Origin of the sequence: Mucilaginibacter arboris (assembly GCF_009754915.1) — a bacterium.
In the GTDB taxonomy this organism is placed as follows: Bacteria; Bacteroidota; Bacteroidia; order Sphingobacteriales; family Sphingobacteriaceae; genus Mucilaginibacter_A; species Mucilaginibacter_A arboris.
Map to the genome: position 1 here is coordinate 61,990 of NZ_WPIK01000008.1, position 17,194 is coordinate 79,183.

Annotated in this window: 13 protein-coding genes; 7 read left to right on the forward strand and 6 right to left on the reverse strand. The window is 40.0% G+C overall.

Going from position 1 to position 17,194, the window contains the following annotated elements; all coding sequences use genetic code 11:
* The first annotated feature begins 120 nt into the window (after nt 1-120).
* The 7 genes from GO621_RS19290 to GO621_RS10145 all read left to right on the forward strand — a co-directional run bounded on the left by GO621_RS19290 (nt 121) and on the right by GO621_RS10145 (nt 10,588).
* Complete coding sequence (locus GO621_RS19290; RefSeq protein WP_157566630.1) at nt 121-3,030, forward strand: PKD domain-containing protein; 2,910 nt, start codon at nt 121-123, stop codon at nt 3,028-3,030.
* A 345-nt stretch (nt 3,031-3,375) separates the two neighbouring features.
* Nucleotides 3,376-4,230: a pirin family protein gene (locus tag GO621_RS10120; protein WP_157566632.1), complete on the forward strand. Its 855-nt coding sequence runs from the start codon at nt 3,376-3,378 to the stop codon at nt 4,228-4,230.
* Between the two features lie 526 nt (nt 4,231-4,756).
* On the forward strand, nt 4,757-5,401 hold the full coding sequence (locus tag GO621_RS10125; RefSeq protein ID WP_317163430.1) for a (2Fe-2S)-binding protein: 645 nt from the start codon (nt 4,757-4,759) through the stop codon (nt 5,399-5,401).
* An 18-nt stretch (nt 5,402-5,419) separates the two neighbouring features.
* Entirely contained in the window at nt 5,420-6,403 is a 984-nt protein-coding gene (locus GO621_RS10130) for an FAD binding domain-containing protein (RefSeq protein ID WP_157566634.1), read from the forward strand.
* Nucleotides 6,400-8,721 carry a xanthine dehydrogenase family protein molybdopterin-binding subunit gene (locus tag GO621_RS10135; RefSeq protein ID WP_157566637.1) on the forward strand — a complete coding sequence of 774 codons (2,322 nt, stop codon included), beginning with the start codon at nt 6,400-6,402 and terminating at the stop codon, nt 8,719-8,721. Before GO621_RS10130 ends, GO621_RS10135 begins: the two co-directional genes overlap by 4 nt.
* Before the next feature lie 77 nt (nt 8,722-8,798).
* Nucleotides 8,799-9,950 carry an XdhC family protein gene (locus tag GO621_RS10140; protein WP_157566639.1) on the forward strand — a complete coding sequence of 384 codons (1,152 nt, stop codon included), beginning with the start codon at nt 8,799-8,801 and terminating at the stop codon, nt 9,948-9,950.
* Nucleotides 9,947-10,588 (forward strand): nucleotidyltransferase family protein, encoded by a 642-nt coding sequence (locus GO621_RS10145; RefSeq protein WP_157566641.1) that lies wholly within the window; start codon nt 9,947-9,949, stop codon nt 10,586-10,588. The genes GO621_RS10140 and GO621_RS10145 overlap by 4 nt, the downstream gene beginning before the upstream one ends.
* 18 nt (nt 10,589-10,606) lie before the next feature.
* On the opposite strand, the gene GO621_RS10150 is transcribed toward GO621_RS10145, so the two are convergent.
* The 6 genes from GO621_RS10150 to GO621_RS10175 all read right to left on the reverse strand — a co-directional run bounded on the left by GO621_RS10150 (nt 10,607) and on the right by GO621_RS10175 (nt 16,968).
* Nucleotides 10,607-11,008, reverse strand: a complete 402-nt coding sequence (locus GO621_RS10150; RefSeq protein WP_157566643.1) for a hypothetical protein — start codon at nt 11,006-11,008, stop codon at nt 10,607-10,609.
* Between the two features lie 75 nt (nt 11,009-11,083).
* Nucleotides 11,084-12,823 carry an alpha-amylase family glycosyl hydrolase gene (locus tag GO621_RS10155; protein ID WP_157566645.1) on the reverse strand — a complete coding sequence of 580 codons (1,740 nt, stop codon included), beginning with the start codon at nt 12,821-12,823 and terminating at the stop codon, nt 11,084-11,086.
* A gap of 63 nt (nt 12,824-12,886) precedes the next feature.
* Nucleotides 12,887-15,199: a glycoside hydrolase family 65 protein gene (locus tag GO621_RS10160; RefSeq protein WP_157566647.1), complete on the reverse strand. Its 2,313-nt coding sequence runs from the start codon at nt 15,197-15,199 to the stop codon at nt 12,887-12,889.
* Between the two features lie 7 nt (nt 15,200-15,206).
* Entirely contained in the window at nt 15,207-15,854 is a 648-nt protein-coding gene (gene pgmB / locus GO621_RS10165; RefSeq protein ID WP_157566649.1) for a beta-phosphoglucomutase, read from the reverse strand.
* A gap of 107 nt (nt 15,855-15,961) precedes the next feature.
* Nucleotides 15,962-16,288: a phosphoribosylpyrophosphate synthetase gene (locus GO621_RS10170; protein ID WP_157566651.1), complete on the reverse strand. Its 327-nt coding sequence runs from the start codon at nt 16,286-16,288 to the stop codon at nt 15,962-15,964.
* Between the two features lie 38 nt (nt 16,289-16,326).
* Entirely contained in the window at nt 16,327-16,968 is a 642-nt protein-coding gene (locus GO621_RS10175) for a hypothetical protein (RefSeq protein WP_157566653.1), read from the reverse strand.
* Nucleotides 16,969-17,194: the final 226 nt, after the last annotated feature.

Genomic DNA, 17,194 nt, shown 5'->3' on the forward strand with positions numbered 1-17,194 from the left:
GGATGGCGTTTCTGTCGATACAATTGACGGCTTCATCGACACAAGGATAAAAATAACGCCTTATATTTACAATCTTGCCCAGTTATCATTAAAATATCTTTCCCTACTACTGTTTTGTATATGTTTGATTTTCTGAAAAGTTTGTTTACCATTTCGGAAGCTGCTGATCGTAATGCTTTAAGAAACCAGGCTGCAAATAGTATGAGAAGCTTATGCGGCATAAACAGATATTGTTGTAGTGCTTTTTTTACCGTCTTATTTTTAGTATTAACAGGCAGCAAAGGTTTTGCACAATTATGTACCGGAAGTTTAGGCGACCCGGTAATTAGCATCAACTTTGGCTCTGGTACGGCAACTCATGCCGGCGCATTGCCTTCTGGCGAAACGAGTTATACTTACAGTTCGGCTGATTTCCCGACAGATGGTTCTTATACGATAGAAAACACAACTGCCGGAGCAGGGAATGTCTGGTGGTCAACCACAGATCATACCGGCAATATAGGCGGTTATATGATGGTGGTAAACGCAAGTGTATCCAAAACCGATTACTTTTATAAAAGCCCAGTTGGTGGTTTATGCCCCGGTACAACTTATGAATTTGCTGCATGGGTTGTAAATTTATTACGCTCACGGGATATTAGTCCGCCTGATATTACTTTTACCATATCAACTACCAGTGGAACGGTTTTAGGAACTTACGATACCGGAACTATTCCGTTAACATCAAGCGGCGCAACCTGGAAGCAGTACGGACTTTATTTTACTACTCCGGCGAACGTTTCTGATGTAGTTATCCAAATGACCAATAACAGTGCGGGCGGCGCACCGGCCAATGATCTGGCTTTGGATGATATTACCTTTCGCCCTTGCGGCCCAACCATGGTTGCAAGTTTTAACTCATCCAGTGCGGTAACTACGCAAACCACTTGTGCAGGTTCAAACCAAACTTTTACTTTAAGTTCGGCAGTTTCTACCGGTTATACCAATCCTGCTTATCAATGGCAGGTAAATTCGGGAAACGGCTGGACGAATATTACCGGTGCCACAGCAACAACTTATACGGTCACTTCGCCAACAACTGCCGGAACATATCAATACCGTTTGGTAAGTGCAGAAGCTGCAAATATTGGCTCTACTTCTTGCCAGGTGGCCTCAAACCTGCTTACTTTAACGGTAACTGCTGTCCCGGTGGCTGCTTTTACCGTTGCTGCCAATACTTGTTTGGGCGATGCTACTGTTTTTACAGATAATTCTATCTCAAACGGGCTAACCATAACTTCCTGGCTTTGGGATTTTGGCGACGGACAAACTTCAACCCAACAAAACCCAACGCACGCTTATACCAGTGCCGGAAATTTTACAGTAATCTTAACCGTTAGCGCTGGTAGCAGTAGTTGTACGGCAACGCCTGTTACAAAAACCATTCATATCGGTGCAAAACCAGTTGCAAGTTTTACGGCTTCCACACCAAATTGCGCCGGGCAAGCAGTTACTTTTTCCGATCAATCCACCACTTCGGAAGGAACCATTACGCAATGGGTTTGGAATTTTGGCGATCAATCAGCCAGTCAGACGTTAACTACCAATGCTTCTTTTACCCATACTTTTTTGGCAGCAGGAACTTATACGGTTACTTTGCAGGTTACAACTAATGCAGGCTGCGTAAATACTTCAACCCAAACTATCGTAATCCATCCTTTACCTGTTGCTGATTTTTCTTTGCCTGATGTTTGTTTATCAGATGCTTATGCAAAATTTACCGATAAAAGCAGCATTGCAGATAATACCCAGTCCGGCTTTATTTATTTATGGAACTTTGGCGATCAAAATGCTACTGCCGCAAATCCCAATACTTCTACCGTTCAAAATCCTCAGCATAAATACACTCAAACCGGTAATTACATCGTTACTTTAACGGTAACTTCTGCAAGTGGCTGTGTTTCGGCGGTCAAATCTCAAACTTTTACGGTTAACGGCGCTATTCCGGTTGCTTCTTTTACAGCCGAAAATAACGGAAGTTTATGCAGCAGCGACAGCGTGGTTTTTGATAATACCTCTACCATTGATTTTGGAAACATTACCAAAGTTGTTTTTTACTACGATTATACCAATGCCCCAAATGACAGTACTGTTTTTTACAGAAGCTTGAACCAAATACCCTCCAACAACAAGTTTTCTCATTTCTACGGATTGTTCAATTCGCCAGCTTCCAAATCTTATGATGTAAAAATGATTGTTTACTCCGGTGCAACTTGCTTTAGTTCTGTTGATCGTACCATCACTATTAATGCAAACCCGATAGTTACTTTATCAACTATAGCAAGTATTTGTCAGGAAGCTTCTGCCGTACAAATCACCCAAAACTTAAACGGATTTACCGGGACAGGAACATTTACCGGAACAGGTGTTTCTTCCACCGGTTTATTTAATCCGGCAACAGCAGGCGTTGGTACGTTTACCATTAGTTATTTGTTTACGGCCACCAGCGGATGCACGTATTCGTCTTCTCAGCAAGTTGCGGTTTATAGAACGCCAGCGGTTACACTTCCTGCTAATGTTTATGTTTTGGAAGGAGGGCAGTCCGCGGTAAAAGTAACCGTAACCGGCGATAGCCTAACTTATAAATGGACGCCTTCAACCGGTTTAAGCGCTGATAATATTATAAACCCGGTTATCAGTCCAACTGCCGACACACAATATACCCTGACTGTAACTTCTGCACAAGGCTGTTCTGCAAGTGCACAGGTTGAAGTACATGTTTTAAAAGCGCCGGTTGTGCCCAATGCTTTTACGCCAAACAACGACGGAATAAACGATACCTGGAACATTAAATATTTAGACAGTTACCCGAATTGTACCGTAGAAATTTATAACAGGTATGGCGTAAAGTTATTTTACTCTGTTGGTTATCCGGTCCCCTGGGACGGAACATTTAACGGGGCACCATTGCCGGTTGGCGTTTACTATTATATCATCAACCCAAAAAGTGGCAGAAGTGCTGTTTCGGGAAGTTTAACGATTATCAGATAGAAACATTGAGATTGACCCGGATCAGGAACGTTGTTTTTACACTGTTAAATTTATGTTAAATGTTTAAACTTCTATTGCCTTAGTGTATTTTTCACACTACATTTGTGCTCTTCATATTTAGGTTTATAATTGGTTAAAAGGATCTCATTCTCCCCGTTTGAGGTCCTTTTTGTTTTACGCTTTTTTAAAGTCATAACCAGCAACAGGACCGTTTTAAAAAATAATTATTGTTTAAACAATTACCGCCGATGCTTCTTTTATCAACATAAAATTTACGGCTTAAAAATTTGTTTTCCTTGCTGTCCAATTCTATCAACACAAGCAATCAAATTAATTATTAAAGTGATGAGAACGATCAAAAAACTTCATAAAGCAGAATACGAACCTATTGCAGATTTAATTACTTATCGCGTTTTACCTACGCGTTCTATAGATTACCTCGACCCTTTTTTGTTTTTAAACCATCACGGCCCGCAGGTTTATCCGCCTTTTAACAGCGGTTTGCCTTTTGGCCCGCACCCGCACAGGGGCATGGAAACAGTAACTTTTATTTTAGAAGGCGATATCGCACACAAAGACAGCGGCGGGCACGAAAGTGTAATGACGGAAGGAGGCGTGCAATGGATGACAGCCGGCCGCGGTTTGATCCATGCTGAAGTTTCTTCGGAAGCATTTAAGAAGAGCGGCGGCCCGTTGGAGATTTTACAGTTGTGGATCAACCTTCCGGCAAGATCAAAAATGACCACGCCTTTTTATAAAGGTTTGCAAAAAGAAGACATTCCCAGTTTAACTTTAGATGAAGGCAAAGTTGTTGTAAATTTAATTTCCGGTGATTGGGAAGGACATAAAGCAGCTTTTGAATCTGGAATTGGCGTTCAACTCAATACCATTTTTTTTAAACCCGGAGGAAAACTTTCTATCCCTGTTCCGGCTGATCATCATATTTTCTTTTATGTGATTAAAGGAAAACTGACTGTAAATGACACGGAAGTAGAAAAATTATATCTGGCAGAATTTAACAATGATGGCGACAGGATCAATATTTCTGCCGATGAAGACAGTATCCTGCTTTTCGGTCAGGCAAAACCATTGAACGAACCTGTAGTTTCTCAAGGGCCGTTTGTAATGAATACCGAAAAAGAAATTGAGGAAGCTTACTTGGATTACAGGCGCGGAAAGTTTGGAAACGGAAATTTTTAAGCTGAGAAAAAACACCGGTAAAAGAAGCATCAGGAAAAATGTTACTTAGAAGTTGTTTAAACTTTTTAAAGCCTTTCTTTTTGGGCCGATGCTTCTTTTATCACCTGAAAATGTTAGTCACTAATAGACCTATAAGGTTTTGAAAACCTTATAGGTCTATTAGTGATGTACCGGGTAAAAATTGGTGTTTACATTTAATCGATCTAAAAACAATGGTTAACATTTTCAGGTGGTAAAAGAAGCATCAGGAAAAAAATCTTACGCAGAAGTTGTTTAAACTTTTTAAGGCCTTTCTTTTTGGGCGATGCTTCTTTTATCACCTGAAAATGTTAGTGTCGGGTTGTTGACGGATTTGAAAAATGCCAAACAAATGCCAACGCCAATTTTTACCCGGTAAAAGAAGCATGGGCACCATTAAACTTCAACTAAAATTTTAAACAATTTCTATATAAATGTTACACAAGTAAAAATTAATTCTTAAAAACATTATGCTTGAGGTAAAAGTTATTTATAAAATTGATAATCAGTGAAAAAGGACGAAGAAGATAATGCCCGGGATAAGCTAAATGCTGATCTGTCGCCGGGCGGGGCAAGCAGGCGGAGCTTTATATCAAAAATTGCAGTTGCAGGAGCGGGCTTATCTTTAGCTCCGCTGATTACTGCCGCAGCAGAAAAAGAAGCAGAAAACGCAGCGATTGCACCCGTTGAAGTAAACAGCGTAACCTTAATGGTAAACGGACAAAAGCGTACTTTAAATTTAGATACCCGGGTAACGCTTTTAGATGCTTTACGCGAAAAACTGATGCTGACCGGTACCAAAAAAGGCTGCGACCATGGCCAGTGCGGCGCTTGTACCGTTTTAATGAACGGCACACGGATCAATTCTTGTTTGATGCTTGCCGGAATGTGCCACGATGCAGAAATTACTACTGTTGAAGGTTTGGCCAACGGCGAAAAACTACATCCCATGCAGGAAGCTTTTATCAAGCACGATGCTTTTCAATGCGGCTATTGTACACCAGGCCAGATATGTTCTGCAGTTGGTTTGGTAAAAGAAGGGCACGCCAAAACTGATGCAGAAATCCGGGAAGCCATGAGTGGAAATATTTGCCGTTGCGGTGCTTATCAGAACATTTTAAGTGCTATAAAAGAAGTACAACAAATCGCTTAAATCCGACTAAAATCAATTATGGAACCATTTAAATTAGTTCGGGCACAAAATAATGCTGCTGCTATTGCTGCGGCTACCTCGAAAGAAACAAAATTTATTGCCGGCGGTACCAACATAATCGATTTGATGAAGTTGTATATCGAAACGCCGAAGCAACTTGTTGACATCACTTCTTTAAATTTAAAGCAAGTTGAAACCCAGCAAGACGGAAGTGTAAAAATAGGCGCATTGGTAAAAAACAGTGATCTGGCTTATCATCCAATCATCACTAAAAACTATCCGTTTTTATCGGAAGCGTTGCTTTCCGGCGCATCTGCACAGTTACGTAATATGGCTTCTGTTGGCGGCAACTTATTACAACGCCCTCGCTGTTATTACTTTTACGATACAGCATTTCCCTGCAACAAAAGAGAACCAGGTTCGGGCTGTTCTGCCTTAACCGGTTTTAACCGTAACCACGCTGTTTTAGGTACTACCGAAAATTGTATAGCTACACATCCTTCTGATATGTGTGTGCCGATGGCTGCTTTAGGCGCAACCATCCAGGTGGAAGGGGCAAAAGGAACGCGGAACATTCCTTTTGATGAGTTTTACATCATCCCCGAAAAAATCCCTCAGTACGAAACCATTTTAAAACCAGGCGAACTGATCACAGCAGTCATTTTACCGCATTTGCCTTTTGCTGCAAAATCTCATTATTTGAAAGTCCGCGACCGTGCTTCTTATGAATTTGCCTTAACATCTGCTGCAGTTGCGTTAGACATCTCCAACGGAAAAATTAATGCTTCGCGGATTGCTTTAGGTGGTGTAGCAACAAAACCATGGCGATCTGCAGCGGCAGAAAAAGTATTAAACGGCGCAGCAGCAAATGCACAAACCTATCGGGCAGCAGCAGAAGCAGCTATGGCAGGCGCAAAACCACATAAATATAACGCATTTAAAATTGAGCTGGCAAAACGTACGATAGTTCGTGCTTTGGAAGCAGTAGGAGGAATGGTATGAGCGATACAGTAGGAAAACCGATTGACCGTGTTGACGGACGACTGAAAGTAACCGGTGGTGCTAAATATTCAGCAGAATTTGATATCAAAAATATGCTTTATGGCGTTGCTGTTACCAGTAACGTAACCAAAGGCCGGATAAAAAATATCAATACCAGTATTGCAGAAAAATCACCGGGAGTAGTTGGGGTGATGACTTACAAAAATTCTATGCAGTTGCATTCGCCTTCAAGTTCTGATCCGGGCGGAGGAAAATTTGCAGAAAAAGACCTGATGCCATTGCAAAACGACCGTATATTTTATGACGGACAAATTATTGCAGTGGTTATGGCAGAAACCTTTGAACAAGCCGAACATGCAGCTACCTTAGTAAAAGTAGATTACCAGACCGAAGATCCAATTTTTGATCTGGAAAAAAATATTGAAAAAGCTTATAAACCGGCATCAGCATCAACAGGATCAGAAACCCAGGTAAGCCGCGGTAATGCTGATGATGCTTTAAAAACGGCCTCTTTAAAAGTTGAGCAAACTTATACCACGCCGGTTTATCATCATAACGCAATGGAGCCACATGCAACAATAGCTTTATGGCAAGGCGAAACGGTAATGTTTTATGATTCTACTCAATCTGTTGCTGGTACAAAAAGTTTGATGTCTTCAATGCTTGGCGTGCCTAAAGAAAAAGTAAGGGTTATATCCTATTTTATTGGCGGCGGGTTTGGTTCTAAAGGATTTTCCTGGCCAAACACTGTATTAACAGCGATGGCCGCAAAACTGGTAAACCGTCCGGTTAAATTAGTGCTAAGCCGTCAGCAAATGTTTACTACGGCTGGCCGTCGTTCTCAAACCATTCAAAAGGTTTCTTTAGGTGCAGATCAGAGCGGAAAGCTTTCAGCTATTAAACACGATAACACCGTAGAATCATCTTTTGTAGATGAATTTGTAGAAACAGCCGGTGTGGCTACTTCTATGATATACAGCAGCCCTAATGTAGATGTGAGCCATAAATTAGTACGGTTAAATAAAGTAACGCCATGCCCGATGCGTGCGCCAGGCGAAGCACCCGGAATGTATGCACTGGAAGTAGCAATGGATGAACTGGCATATCAATCTAAAATCGATCCTGTGCAGTTGCGTTTAGTTAATTATGCTGAAGAAGAGGAACAGAAACATAAAAAGTTCTCTTCAAAATATTTAAGGGATTGCTATCAGAAAGGTGCAGATTTAATTGGCTGGAGCAAACGTAACCAGCAGCCAGCATCCATGAAAGAAGGTAAATATTTGGTAGGCTACGGAATGGCAACTGCAACTTATCCCGCCAACCGAAGCGCTTCTTCTGCTAAAGCAGTATTATTTGCTGATGGACATGCAGAAATTATGTGTGCAACACAGGATATTGGTACAGGAACTTATACCATAATGACGCAAACCGCAGCAGATGCTTTGGGTTTGCCGATAGAAAAAGTGATTGTTAAATTAGGCGACAGTGAATTTCCAAAAGGTGCAAACTCTGGCGGTTCACAGGTAACTGCGAGTGTTGGGCCGGCAATTCGTGCTGCTTCTTTAGGTGCCATCAGCAAATTGGTAACAATGGCTGTTGCTGATCCAAAATCTCCTCTGCATGGACAAAAGGAAGTGGATGTTACTTCTCAAAATGGCCGTATTTTTCTCGCTGCCAAACCAGATCAGGGCGAAAGCTATACGCAAATCCTATCCAGAAATAACTTGCAAAAGATAGAAGCACAAGCCATTACAAAAGTTTCCACCCGCCAGCAAACAGAAGCCAATCCGGCAGCAGGAGGAACTCCTGAAAAGGAGATTGAAGATGAAAGCAAAACAAACCAGGCAGTTCAGCTGGATGAAAAATTAGACCGTAAACCTTTCTCTTTCCATTCTTTTGGTGCCCATTTTGTAAAAGTTTTGGTTGATCCGGATCTGGGAACGGTGCGTGTTGATAAAGCAGTTGCGGTAATGGACATAGGTACCGTTATGAACGAAAAGACTGCTAAAAACCAAATTATGGGCGGAATGATTTTTGGAATAGGCATGGCGTTGATGGAAGAAACTAATTATGATCCTAACCGTGGCCGCCCGGTTACAAAGGACCTGGCCAATTATCTTGTTCCGGTTAATGCCGATATGCCCGATTTCCAGGTTGAGTTTATTAATAAAGCAGATAACATAATTTCTCCAATTGGTGCAAGAGGCATTGGCGAAATTGGAATTACCGGAATTACTGCTGCCGTTAATAACGCTATTTACCATGCAACCGGAAAACGGATCCGCGAATTACCAGTTACACCAGATAAACTTTTATAGTCGTAAAAGAAGCATCCGCTAAAATAATACATTTGGCGGATGCTTCGTTTATCACCTAAAAATCTTCGACTTAAATTATGTCCGAACTTCAACGTTTGTTAACTGCTTACGACCGACAACGTATTACCGGAAACCCTTGTGCTTTGGCTACGGTTACCGAAGTGGAAGGTTCATCCTACCGCAGGCCGGGAGCGAGAATGCTGGTTACGGATGACGGACAACTTACAGGAAGCATCAGCGGAGGTTGTTTGGAAGGAGATGCTTTGAGAAGGGCAAGACGTGTTATGCTTACCGGAAAAAGTGAAATTATTGTTTACGATAGTACCGATATTGAAGAAGATTTACAGCATGGCGCACAGTTAGGATGCGAAGGCACCATTCATATTTTGCTGGAACCTGTTGATTATGCTGATCCAAATAATCCTGTGGAATTGTTACGAAGAACTTCCCGTCAGGATGCCCCGGTTGTTCTGGTAACTATTTTATCTGCTAAAAACAGTATTAATAATTTAACTGGCAGACGTGTTTTAGTTGCAAATGCTGATAAGCAGCGAATTACATTAACAGAAGATTCAGCAGCAGATGCCCAAATTTTTAACGATGCTTTGGGCGTTTTAAGTTCCGGACAATCACTAACACAAAACTATCGGATTAATGAAGGAACAGTCCGGCTGTTTCTTGAACTTATTCTTCCTGCCCCGCAGCTAACAGTTTACGGTGTCGGCAACGATGCGCAGCCTTTAGTTCGGCTGGCAGTTGGATTAGGTTGGCGTGTTCATGTGGTTGATGGCCGTTCTCCGCAAGCAACTGTTCAGCGTTTTCCGGAAGCAGAATCTGTACAGGTAGTAAAATTAGCAGATTTAGAAAAGCTGAATTTCTATCCGGGTTACGCAGTTTTGATGAGCCACAATTATCATTATGATTTTGCCGTGCTGCAACAATTAGTTTCTTTTAATCCTGTAAATTATATTGGGATATTAGGTCCGCGTAAAAAAACAGACCGTTTGTTAAATGATCTGGCAAAAGCAGGAGTTTTGATAAATGAAAATGAAAACGAACGTTTATATGGACCGGTTGGATTAAACATCGGTGCAGAAACAGCCGAGGAAATAGCAGTGGCCATTATGGCCGAACTATTGGCGGTAAGGCATCAGGCAAAAGCAGGTTTTTTACGGGAGTTAGATGGCCCAATCCATAACCGTAACTTTATTGCCGCTACCGAAAATTGAGCACTTCACCAACAATTTCTCCTACTAATGTAGCCATTATTATTTTGGCTGGCGGTTCATCTTCCCGTTTAGGAAAACCAAAACAATTGCTTCAATATCAGCAGAAAACATTAATAAAACATGCGGTAAAAACAGCATTGCAAACTACGGCTAAACCAGTAATTGTAGTTACCGGTTTTTTGAATGAAGAATTAGTTGTTGAGCTGGAAAATGAACGGGTTCAACTCATTCATAATCCTGACTGGCAGGAAGGTATGGGTTCTTCTATCCGTACCGGAATTAATGCATTGGGCAAATTTGAAACTGTAACTGAAATTGATGCCGCTTTAATGATGTTGTGCGACCAGCCGCTAATTACCACCGAGCATTTAAACTGTTTAATTACTCAATTTTATGCTGATAAAAGAAGTATGGTTGTAGCAACAGCTTACGCAGAAACGAAAGGAGCACCGGCTGTTTTTGATAAAACCTTGTTTCCTGTACTTGAGGTTTTATCCGGAGACAAGGGCGCACAATGGCTCTTTAAAAATTATGAAAAGGAGTTAAAAGTAGTTGCTTTTGAAAGTGCTGCAATTGATGTAGATACCGAAGAAGATTATTTGCGGTTAATCAAGTTATCAGGAAATAACAACCCATAAAAATACCTTTTGAATAACTTAATGAATGTTGGTTCCAGGCATATTTAAGTTAGCATCAGAGACAGATAAAACACTATCTACCACAAAATTACTTACGCCACGCCAAGGTAAAATACCAATATATTCTTTGTAATGCAGTTGTACAATTTTTCCTCCGGCTGTTTCCAGCTGGTTTGCAATCCGTGCATCAGTAACAGAAAACATAAATTCGTTAGATGAAATCGAGCCTTGTGTTCCTCCCCGGATCCCGGTTTGTATTAAACGGCCTTCATTAGTTTTAAAGATGTAGCCTTTTTTAACAATATAATTTAACTCGCCGGCTTTAACACCTTCGCCAAAAACAAAGAAATAACGGTAATAAAGAAATCCTGCTACCGCCAGAATTACAATCAGGGAAATAATGGTTACTGTGCGTCTCATAACATTTTATTTAAAATTCAGGTGTAAAAGAAGTACCTGCATTTAATATAGCTGTTTAAACCTGATTATGTTTGATTAAAAACTTAAAATTACTGCACAACTTGCAGCTACCGTTATTGTTAAACCCTGTTGAAGGTTTGTTTCCGGATATTGAATATTGGTAAGCAAATCTGTAAAAGTGTAATTTCCGGGTGCTGCTACGTTAAACAAATTCAATAAATCATCTGTAAATTTAACCTGTAAGGTTACTTCGTTTCGGTTAAAGTTGGCGATAATTAATAAACGGTCATCATTTTTATAACGAAGAAAAGGATATACTTTGTTATTAAAACCGCGTTCCTGATCATTTAAATACAGCAGATCATAAAATGCTCCGTTACTGATTGCTTTATGATTAGCCGTGATTTTTAATAAAATATTATAAAAATTCCTGAGGCTTTTTTGGCTGTTAGAAAGTTTTGCACCGTCCATTTTACCATTGTTCAGCCATTTCTGGTGTTCTGGTACGCCACAGTAATCGAAAATAGAAGTACGGCCGTCACTGGAAGAAAAACCTGTTGTACCTTCGGCTTGTTCGCCAACTTCCTGTCCAAAGTAAACCATCACAGGTCCTTGTGAAAGTGTTGCAAGTGTAACCATTGCCGGAAGTGCCAAACAGGCATTACCAGCAAATTCTTTGGAAGCAATACGGATTTCATCATGGTTTTCCAGAAAGCGCAGCATGTGTTCTGTAAAACCATTGTGCTGGTGCTGCCACTGGTCGCGTATTTCATATACGTTTGCTTCGTATTCGTTGCGGACCAGCTTTTTCAGCGTATCGTATAAACCTACTTTATCATACAGATAATCAAACCTGCCTTCAAAAATGTATTTGCTGTAAGCTTGCGGGTTGTAAGCTTCTGCAATAAATAATACTTCCGGATATACTTCTTTTACCTGTGCAATTACCCAGTTCCAAAATTCAACCGGAACCATTTCGACCATATCACAACGAAAACCATCAATTCCTTTTGCAGACCAGAAAAGCAGTATATCCCGCAGCTTAAACCACAAAGGCGGAATTGGGCTGAAATGAGTTTGGCCGCCATTTACATAATCAACGCCATAATTTAGTTTGACCGTTTCGTACCAATCGTTTTTTGAAGGTGCTTCGTAAAAAACATCATTTCCGGTTGCTTTTGCCGGATATTCCTTAAAATCGCGGTCTTTTAAACTGTTTTTAAATTCATCGCCGCCAGGGTTTATATCTCCCGGAACCCAAAACTTTTTGCCGGGCAGGTAATAGAAATCGTTTGAAGGACTAAAAGCTTTGGTGGTATCATCATCCTGGCCTATATCTCTTACACCTTCTGGTTTTGTATCAGATTGATAAGTCCGGGCCACATGGTTCGGAACAAAATCAATAATCACTTTCATTCCGTTTGCATGGGTACGTTCAATCAACGCTTCAAACTCCTGCATCCGTTCTCTTACATCAACTGCCAGATCAGGGTCCACATCGTAATAATCCTTGATAGCATAAGGAGAACCGGCACGGCCTTTTACCACATCCGGATCATCCGGTTTGATGCCGTAATACGAATAATCCGTCATGGTTGCATGTTCCAGGACACCAGTAAACCAAATATGCGAGAAGCACATCTTTTTTAGTTCTTGTAAGGCAAGGTCATTAATATCGTTAAACTTTCCGCAGCCGTTTTCTTCTATCGACCCATAATATTTGTTGGTTGTGTTTTGGTTGCCAAACAATCGTACAAACAATTGATAGATTAGTAGTTTATGTTCGGTTTGGTTATTTGTAGTTGATAGATTCATTCTTAAACATATAAGCTGTGCTGATTTTTATGCCATAAAAACAGCATGTGGACTAATTTAAATTCAAGGTTTACTGACAATAACTTGTTGCATAGCCAAAATGTTCTGTTCGTGCCCATAAACAAAAACTTTAATTTGGTTATTGGATTTATTGCTGATTTGTACTTTACCCGCACTTACTTTAATATCTAACAAGGCATTCCTGAAGTTGATGTGAAACGAAAAGCTTTGCCATTTTTCCGGTAAAAACGGATTGAAATTTAACTGACCGTTTTTTACACGCATGCCGCCAAAACCTTCTACAACAGCCATCCATGTTCCTGCCATAGAAGTAATGTGGCAACCATCGCAGGTATCATTATTATAATTGTCTAAATCAAGGCGTGCAGTACGCAAATAAAATTCATAAGCACGTGCTTCATCACCTAATTTTGCTGCTAAAATAGCATGCACGCATGGCGAAAGAGAAGATTCGTGAACGGTGCGGGCCTCATAAAAATCAAAATTTCTGCGGATGGTTTCCAAGTCATACTTGTCCTGAAAGAAGTAAATGCCTTGTAAAACATCAGCTTGTTTAATGTAGCAGGAGCGAAGGATGCGGTCCCAGCTCCATTTCTGGTTTATCGGGCGTTCGCCTTCCGGCAGGTCTTTCACCAGAATTTGTTCTTTATCCAGGTAATTGTCCTGCTGCATAAAAACCTGATGCTTTTCGTCGAAAGGAAAATACAACTGATCAGCAATTTTATTAAATAAAGCTGTTTCTTCTTTTTGGCTGAATTTGATTTTTGATAAAATTTCTTCTAATCTCTCCGGATTTAGTTTCTTAACAATTTCTATGGCCTCTACAGCATATTTCAAACACCAGGCGGCAATCGTATTGGTGTACCAATTATTGTTGATGTTGTTTTCGTATTCGTTCGGACCGGTTACGCCAAGCATAACATATTGCTGTCGCACTTCCGACCAGTTAACCCGCTGCGCCCAAAACCGTGCAATGCCAATTAAAACTTCCAGTCCGTGAGAAGCAAGATAAGCTTCATCGCCAGTATAATTGATGTAGTTAAAAACAGCATAAGCAATGGCACCGTTACGATGGATTTCCTCAAAAGTAATTTCCCATTCGTTATGGCATTCCTCGCCGTTCATGGTAACCATCGGATATAATGCCGCACCATCTTTAAACCCTAATTTTGCTGCATTTTCTATTGCTTTCTGTAATTGGTCGTAACGATAAACCAACAGGTTTCGGGCAACTTCCTGCCCGGCAGTAGCCAGATAAAAAGGAATACAATAAGCTTCTGTATCCCAATAAGTTGAACCGCCGTACTTCTCGCCCGTAAAACCTTTTGGGCCGATGTTTAAACGGGCATCTTTACCGGTGTAGGTTTGTTCAAGCTGGAAAATATTAAAACGGATGGCTTGTTGCGCTGCTGCATCACCTTCAATCTGAATATCGTTCATTTGCCATTTTTCTGCCCAGGCTGCTGCCTGTTCTTTCAGCATTTGCTCAAAACCTTTTTGGCTGACGCGTTCTAAAGTTTCGGCGGTTAGTTTTTGTAATTCTTCTTTCGGGTGATTAAGAGAAGATAAATTGGCCGCGTATTTATAAAGAGTTAAGGTTGATGCTTCTTTTACCGGTGTTTTTATTTGGATGCCGGTAAATTTTTCGCGCTCAATTTGTGTTGATTCAAATTCAATTGCCTGATTATCTAAGGAAAGTGAAAATTGCATTCCCGTACAAACTACAAATTCGGTTTTCTTGGTTTTCATTTCTACAAAGCTGCCATTTTTGTAAAAACCGTGTCCCGTTTCATCCCAGAATTTCTCGTCGTAATTAGAATCCTGATTTTTTACATCGCCATTAATAAAAGGCGTTAAACTGATTTCTCCTGAAAAATTTAATGGTGTTATGGCATATCGTACAGCTCCGCATTCATCATCTACCAGGCTGCAAAAACGTGTTGTCTTAACTTTAACTTCTTTTCCTGAAGCTGTTTTAGCCTGAAAACTTCGTTCTAAATATCCCTGCTGCATGTTCAGTTCCCGGCTAAATGCTGATACTTCACATTTGTCAAGGTCTAAAATTTCATCTTCCAGTTTAATCTCTATTCCGGCCCATTCCGCTGCGTTTAAAACTTTGGCAAAATATTCCGGATAACCGTTTTTCCACCAGCCTACACGTGTTTTATCTGGATAGTAAACGCCTGCAACATAGTTTCCCTGTAAAGTTTTTCCGGTATAAGTTTCTTCAAAATTAGCACGCTGGCCCATTCGTCCGTTTCCTAAGCTGAATATGCTTTCAGAAAGTTCGTGGTTATCGGCATTAAAACCTTCTTCAATAATTTTCCATTCGTGTATCTGTAAATATTTCTTCATGCTTCTTTTATAAGCTGTTTAATTTGTCGATGTTCATTTTGTCCAGGCCGGAAACTACAAGATCAGCTTTGTTTAAAATTTCTCCCGAACCAATTCCAATTACTTTCATTCCGCCTGCCAAAGCTGCTTCTACACCGGCAATTGCATCTTCAAAAACCACACAGTTTGCAGGTTCAATTTTTAGTGCTTCGGCTCCTTTTAAAAAAACTTCCGGGTCTGGTTTTGCGGTAGCAACATGGTTTCCATCAACAATCGCATCAAAAAATGGTATCAGCCCTGTTTTCTCTAAAATAGTCCCTGCATTTTTACTTGCCGAACCCAATGCTGTTTTTATGCCCGCATTTTTTACCTGCTGCAAAAATTCCCTTGCGCCTGGCAAAACTTCGTCTGGTTTCATCTTGCTGATCATTTCTGTGTACCACTCGTTTTTCCGGGTAGCCAATTCCTGCTTTTCAGCTTCTGTTTTGGTTTGATGGCCGATTTCAAGAACAATTTCCAAAGAACGCATCCGGCTTACGCCTTTTAATCTTTCATTATCATGCAAGGTAAAGTTTATACCGAGTTCATCGGCTAAACGTTTCCAGGATTTGAAGTGATAAACGGCCGTGTCTACAATTACACCGTCTAAATCAAAAATACAAGCTTTAACATTCATGCTTCTTTTATGGGATAAAAAAATGGAAAGGATCTGTATAAAAAACCCGGGTACATCGCTTGTTTGCGCTGCATCCGGGTGAGTAATTTAAAACACGAATATTGTTTTTACAGGTTTTTATTAACCTGATAATGGTGCAGCTTTGCCAGCACGGTTGGCGCCTGATTTTCAGAATAAGTGCCGTAAGCACTTACTAATGAACCTTTTATATTAAATTTGGGGGAAGAAATGGCATAAAGAATAGACATATCTGAAGGGTTGGTTGCACCTTCAAAACGATGAAATTCATCAATTTCAAATTCATCCGCAGTCATTTTAATTTTTTTCTCTCTGTCTTCTAATGCATCGTTTTCATCATCAATATTAAAATCTTCTGTATAGCCTCGTTCAACAATATCTTTCAGGGCATCTAATAATGTATCGTAATTTTTCATGGTTTTAGTTGGTTAAGGTTAATTTGTTGCAATAATTTTTACAATAATAAATTATTATCATTGATTTCATCGCGGCCTGACTTGAAATGGAAGTCAATTTCTTTATCAATCGCATCTTTTAAAGCATCATCTTTTGATTTAATGTAAGCTTTATTGGCTTCCTGATTTTTTTTTAGGAGGTCTAAAACCCGGTCTTTTGCATGTTTAATTTCTTCTGCCGATTCTTTAATTGGCTTAACAGAATAAACCGTTAGCGAAAAATAACCGCTGTGGTCGGTTAAATAAACTTCTTCTTTCGGATAAATAGTGGTGTATTTAAGTGCATTGATTGTTCCCGTATACGGAACTGTATAAATAGCGTAATATAATTTAATATAATCGGTTACACTCCTCAAACTTGCTATTGAATTTTCGCCCATAATATCGCCGGCAACGCTTTTTTCAAATTCATATTCCTGGTTTTGAACGCTGATGTCAGGCACTTTGACCTCAAAATCGCTAAAGCCCCACTGTCCTGATAAATCATCAAAAATATCTTTTTTAATTTTATTCAGATTACCGTCTTCCAGGCTGTTAGATAACCTTAAAGCTTTGATCATTTCCGGAAGTTCTTGCACAATTGCAGTATATTTTTCTTCTAAGCGATGTTCAAAGAGTGTGAATTTTGGTATGCTCATCATTTTACAGTTTAAACTGAATTTCTTATTGTAAACAGTTGATTTAGCTTTTTAACCCTTTTAGTATTATTATGTTTTAGATTGATTTTTTTATTTCTTTATGCCGCACAAAATATTTTTATTGCTTTTGCAACTGTTAATATTAAAAACATCTGGCTTAAAGATAAGTTTACACTAATTAGTTAGCACCGGCACTAAAAATTACCCGGTAAAAGAAGCATTGGTGCTG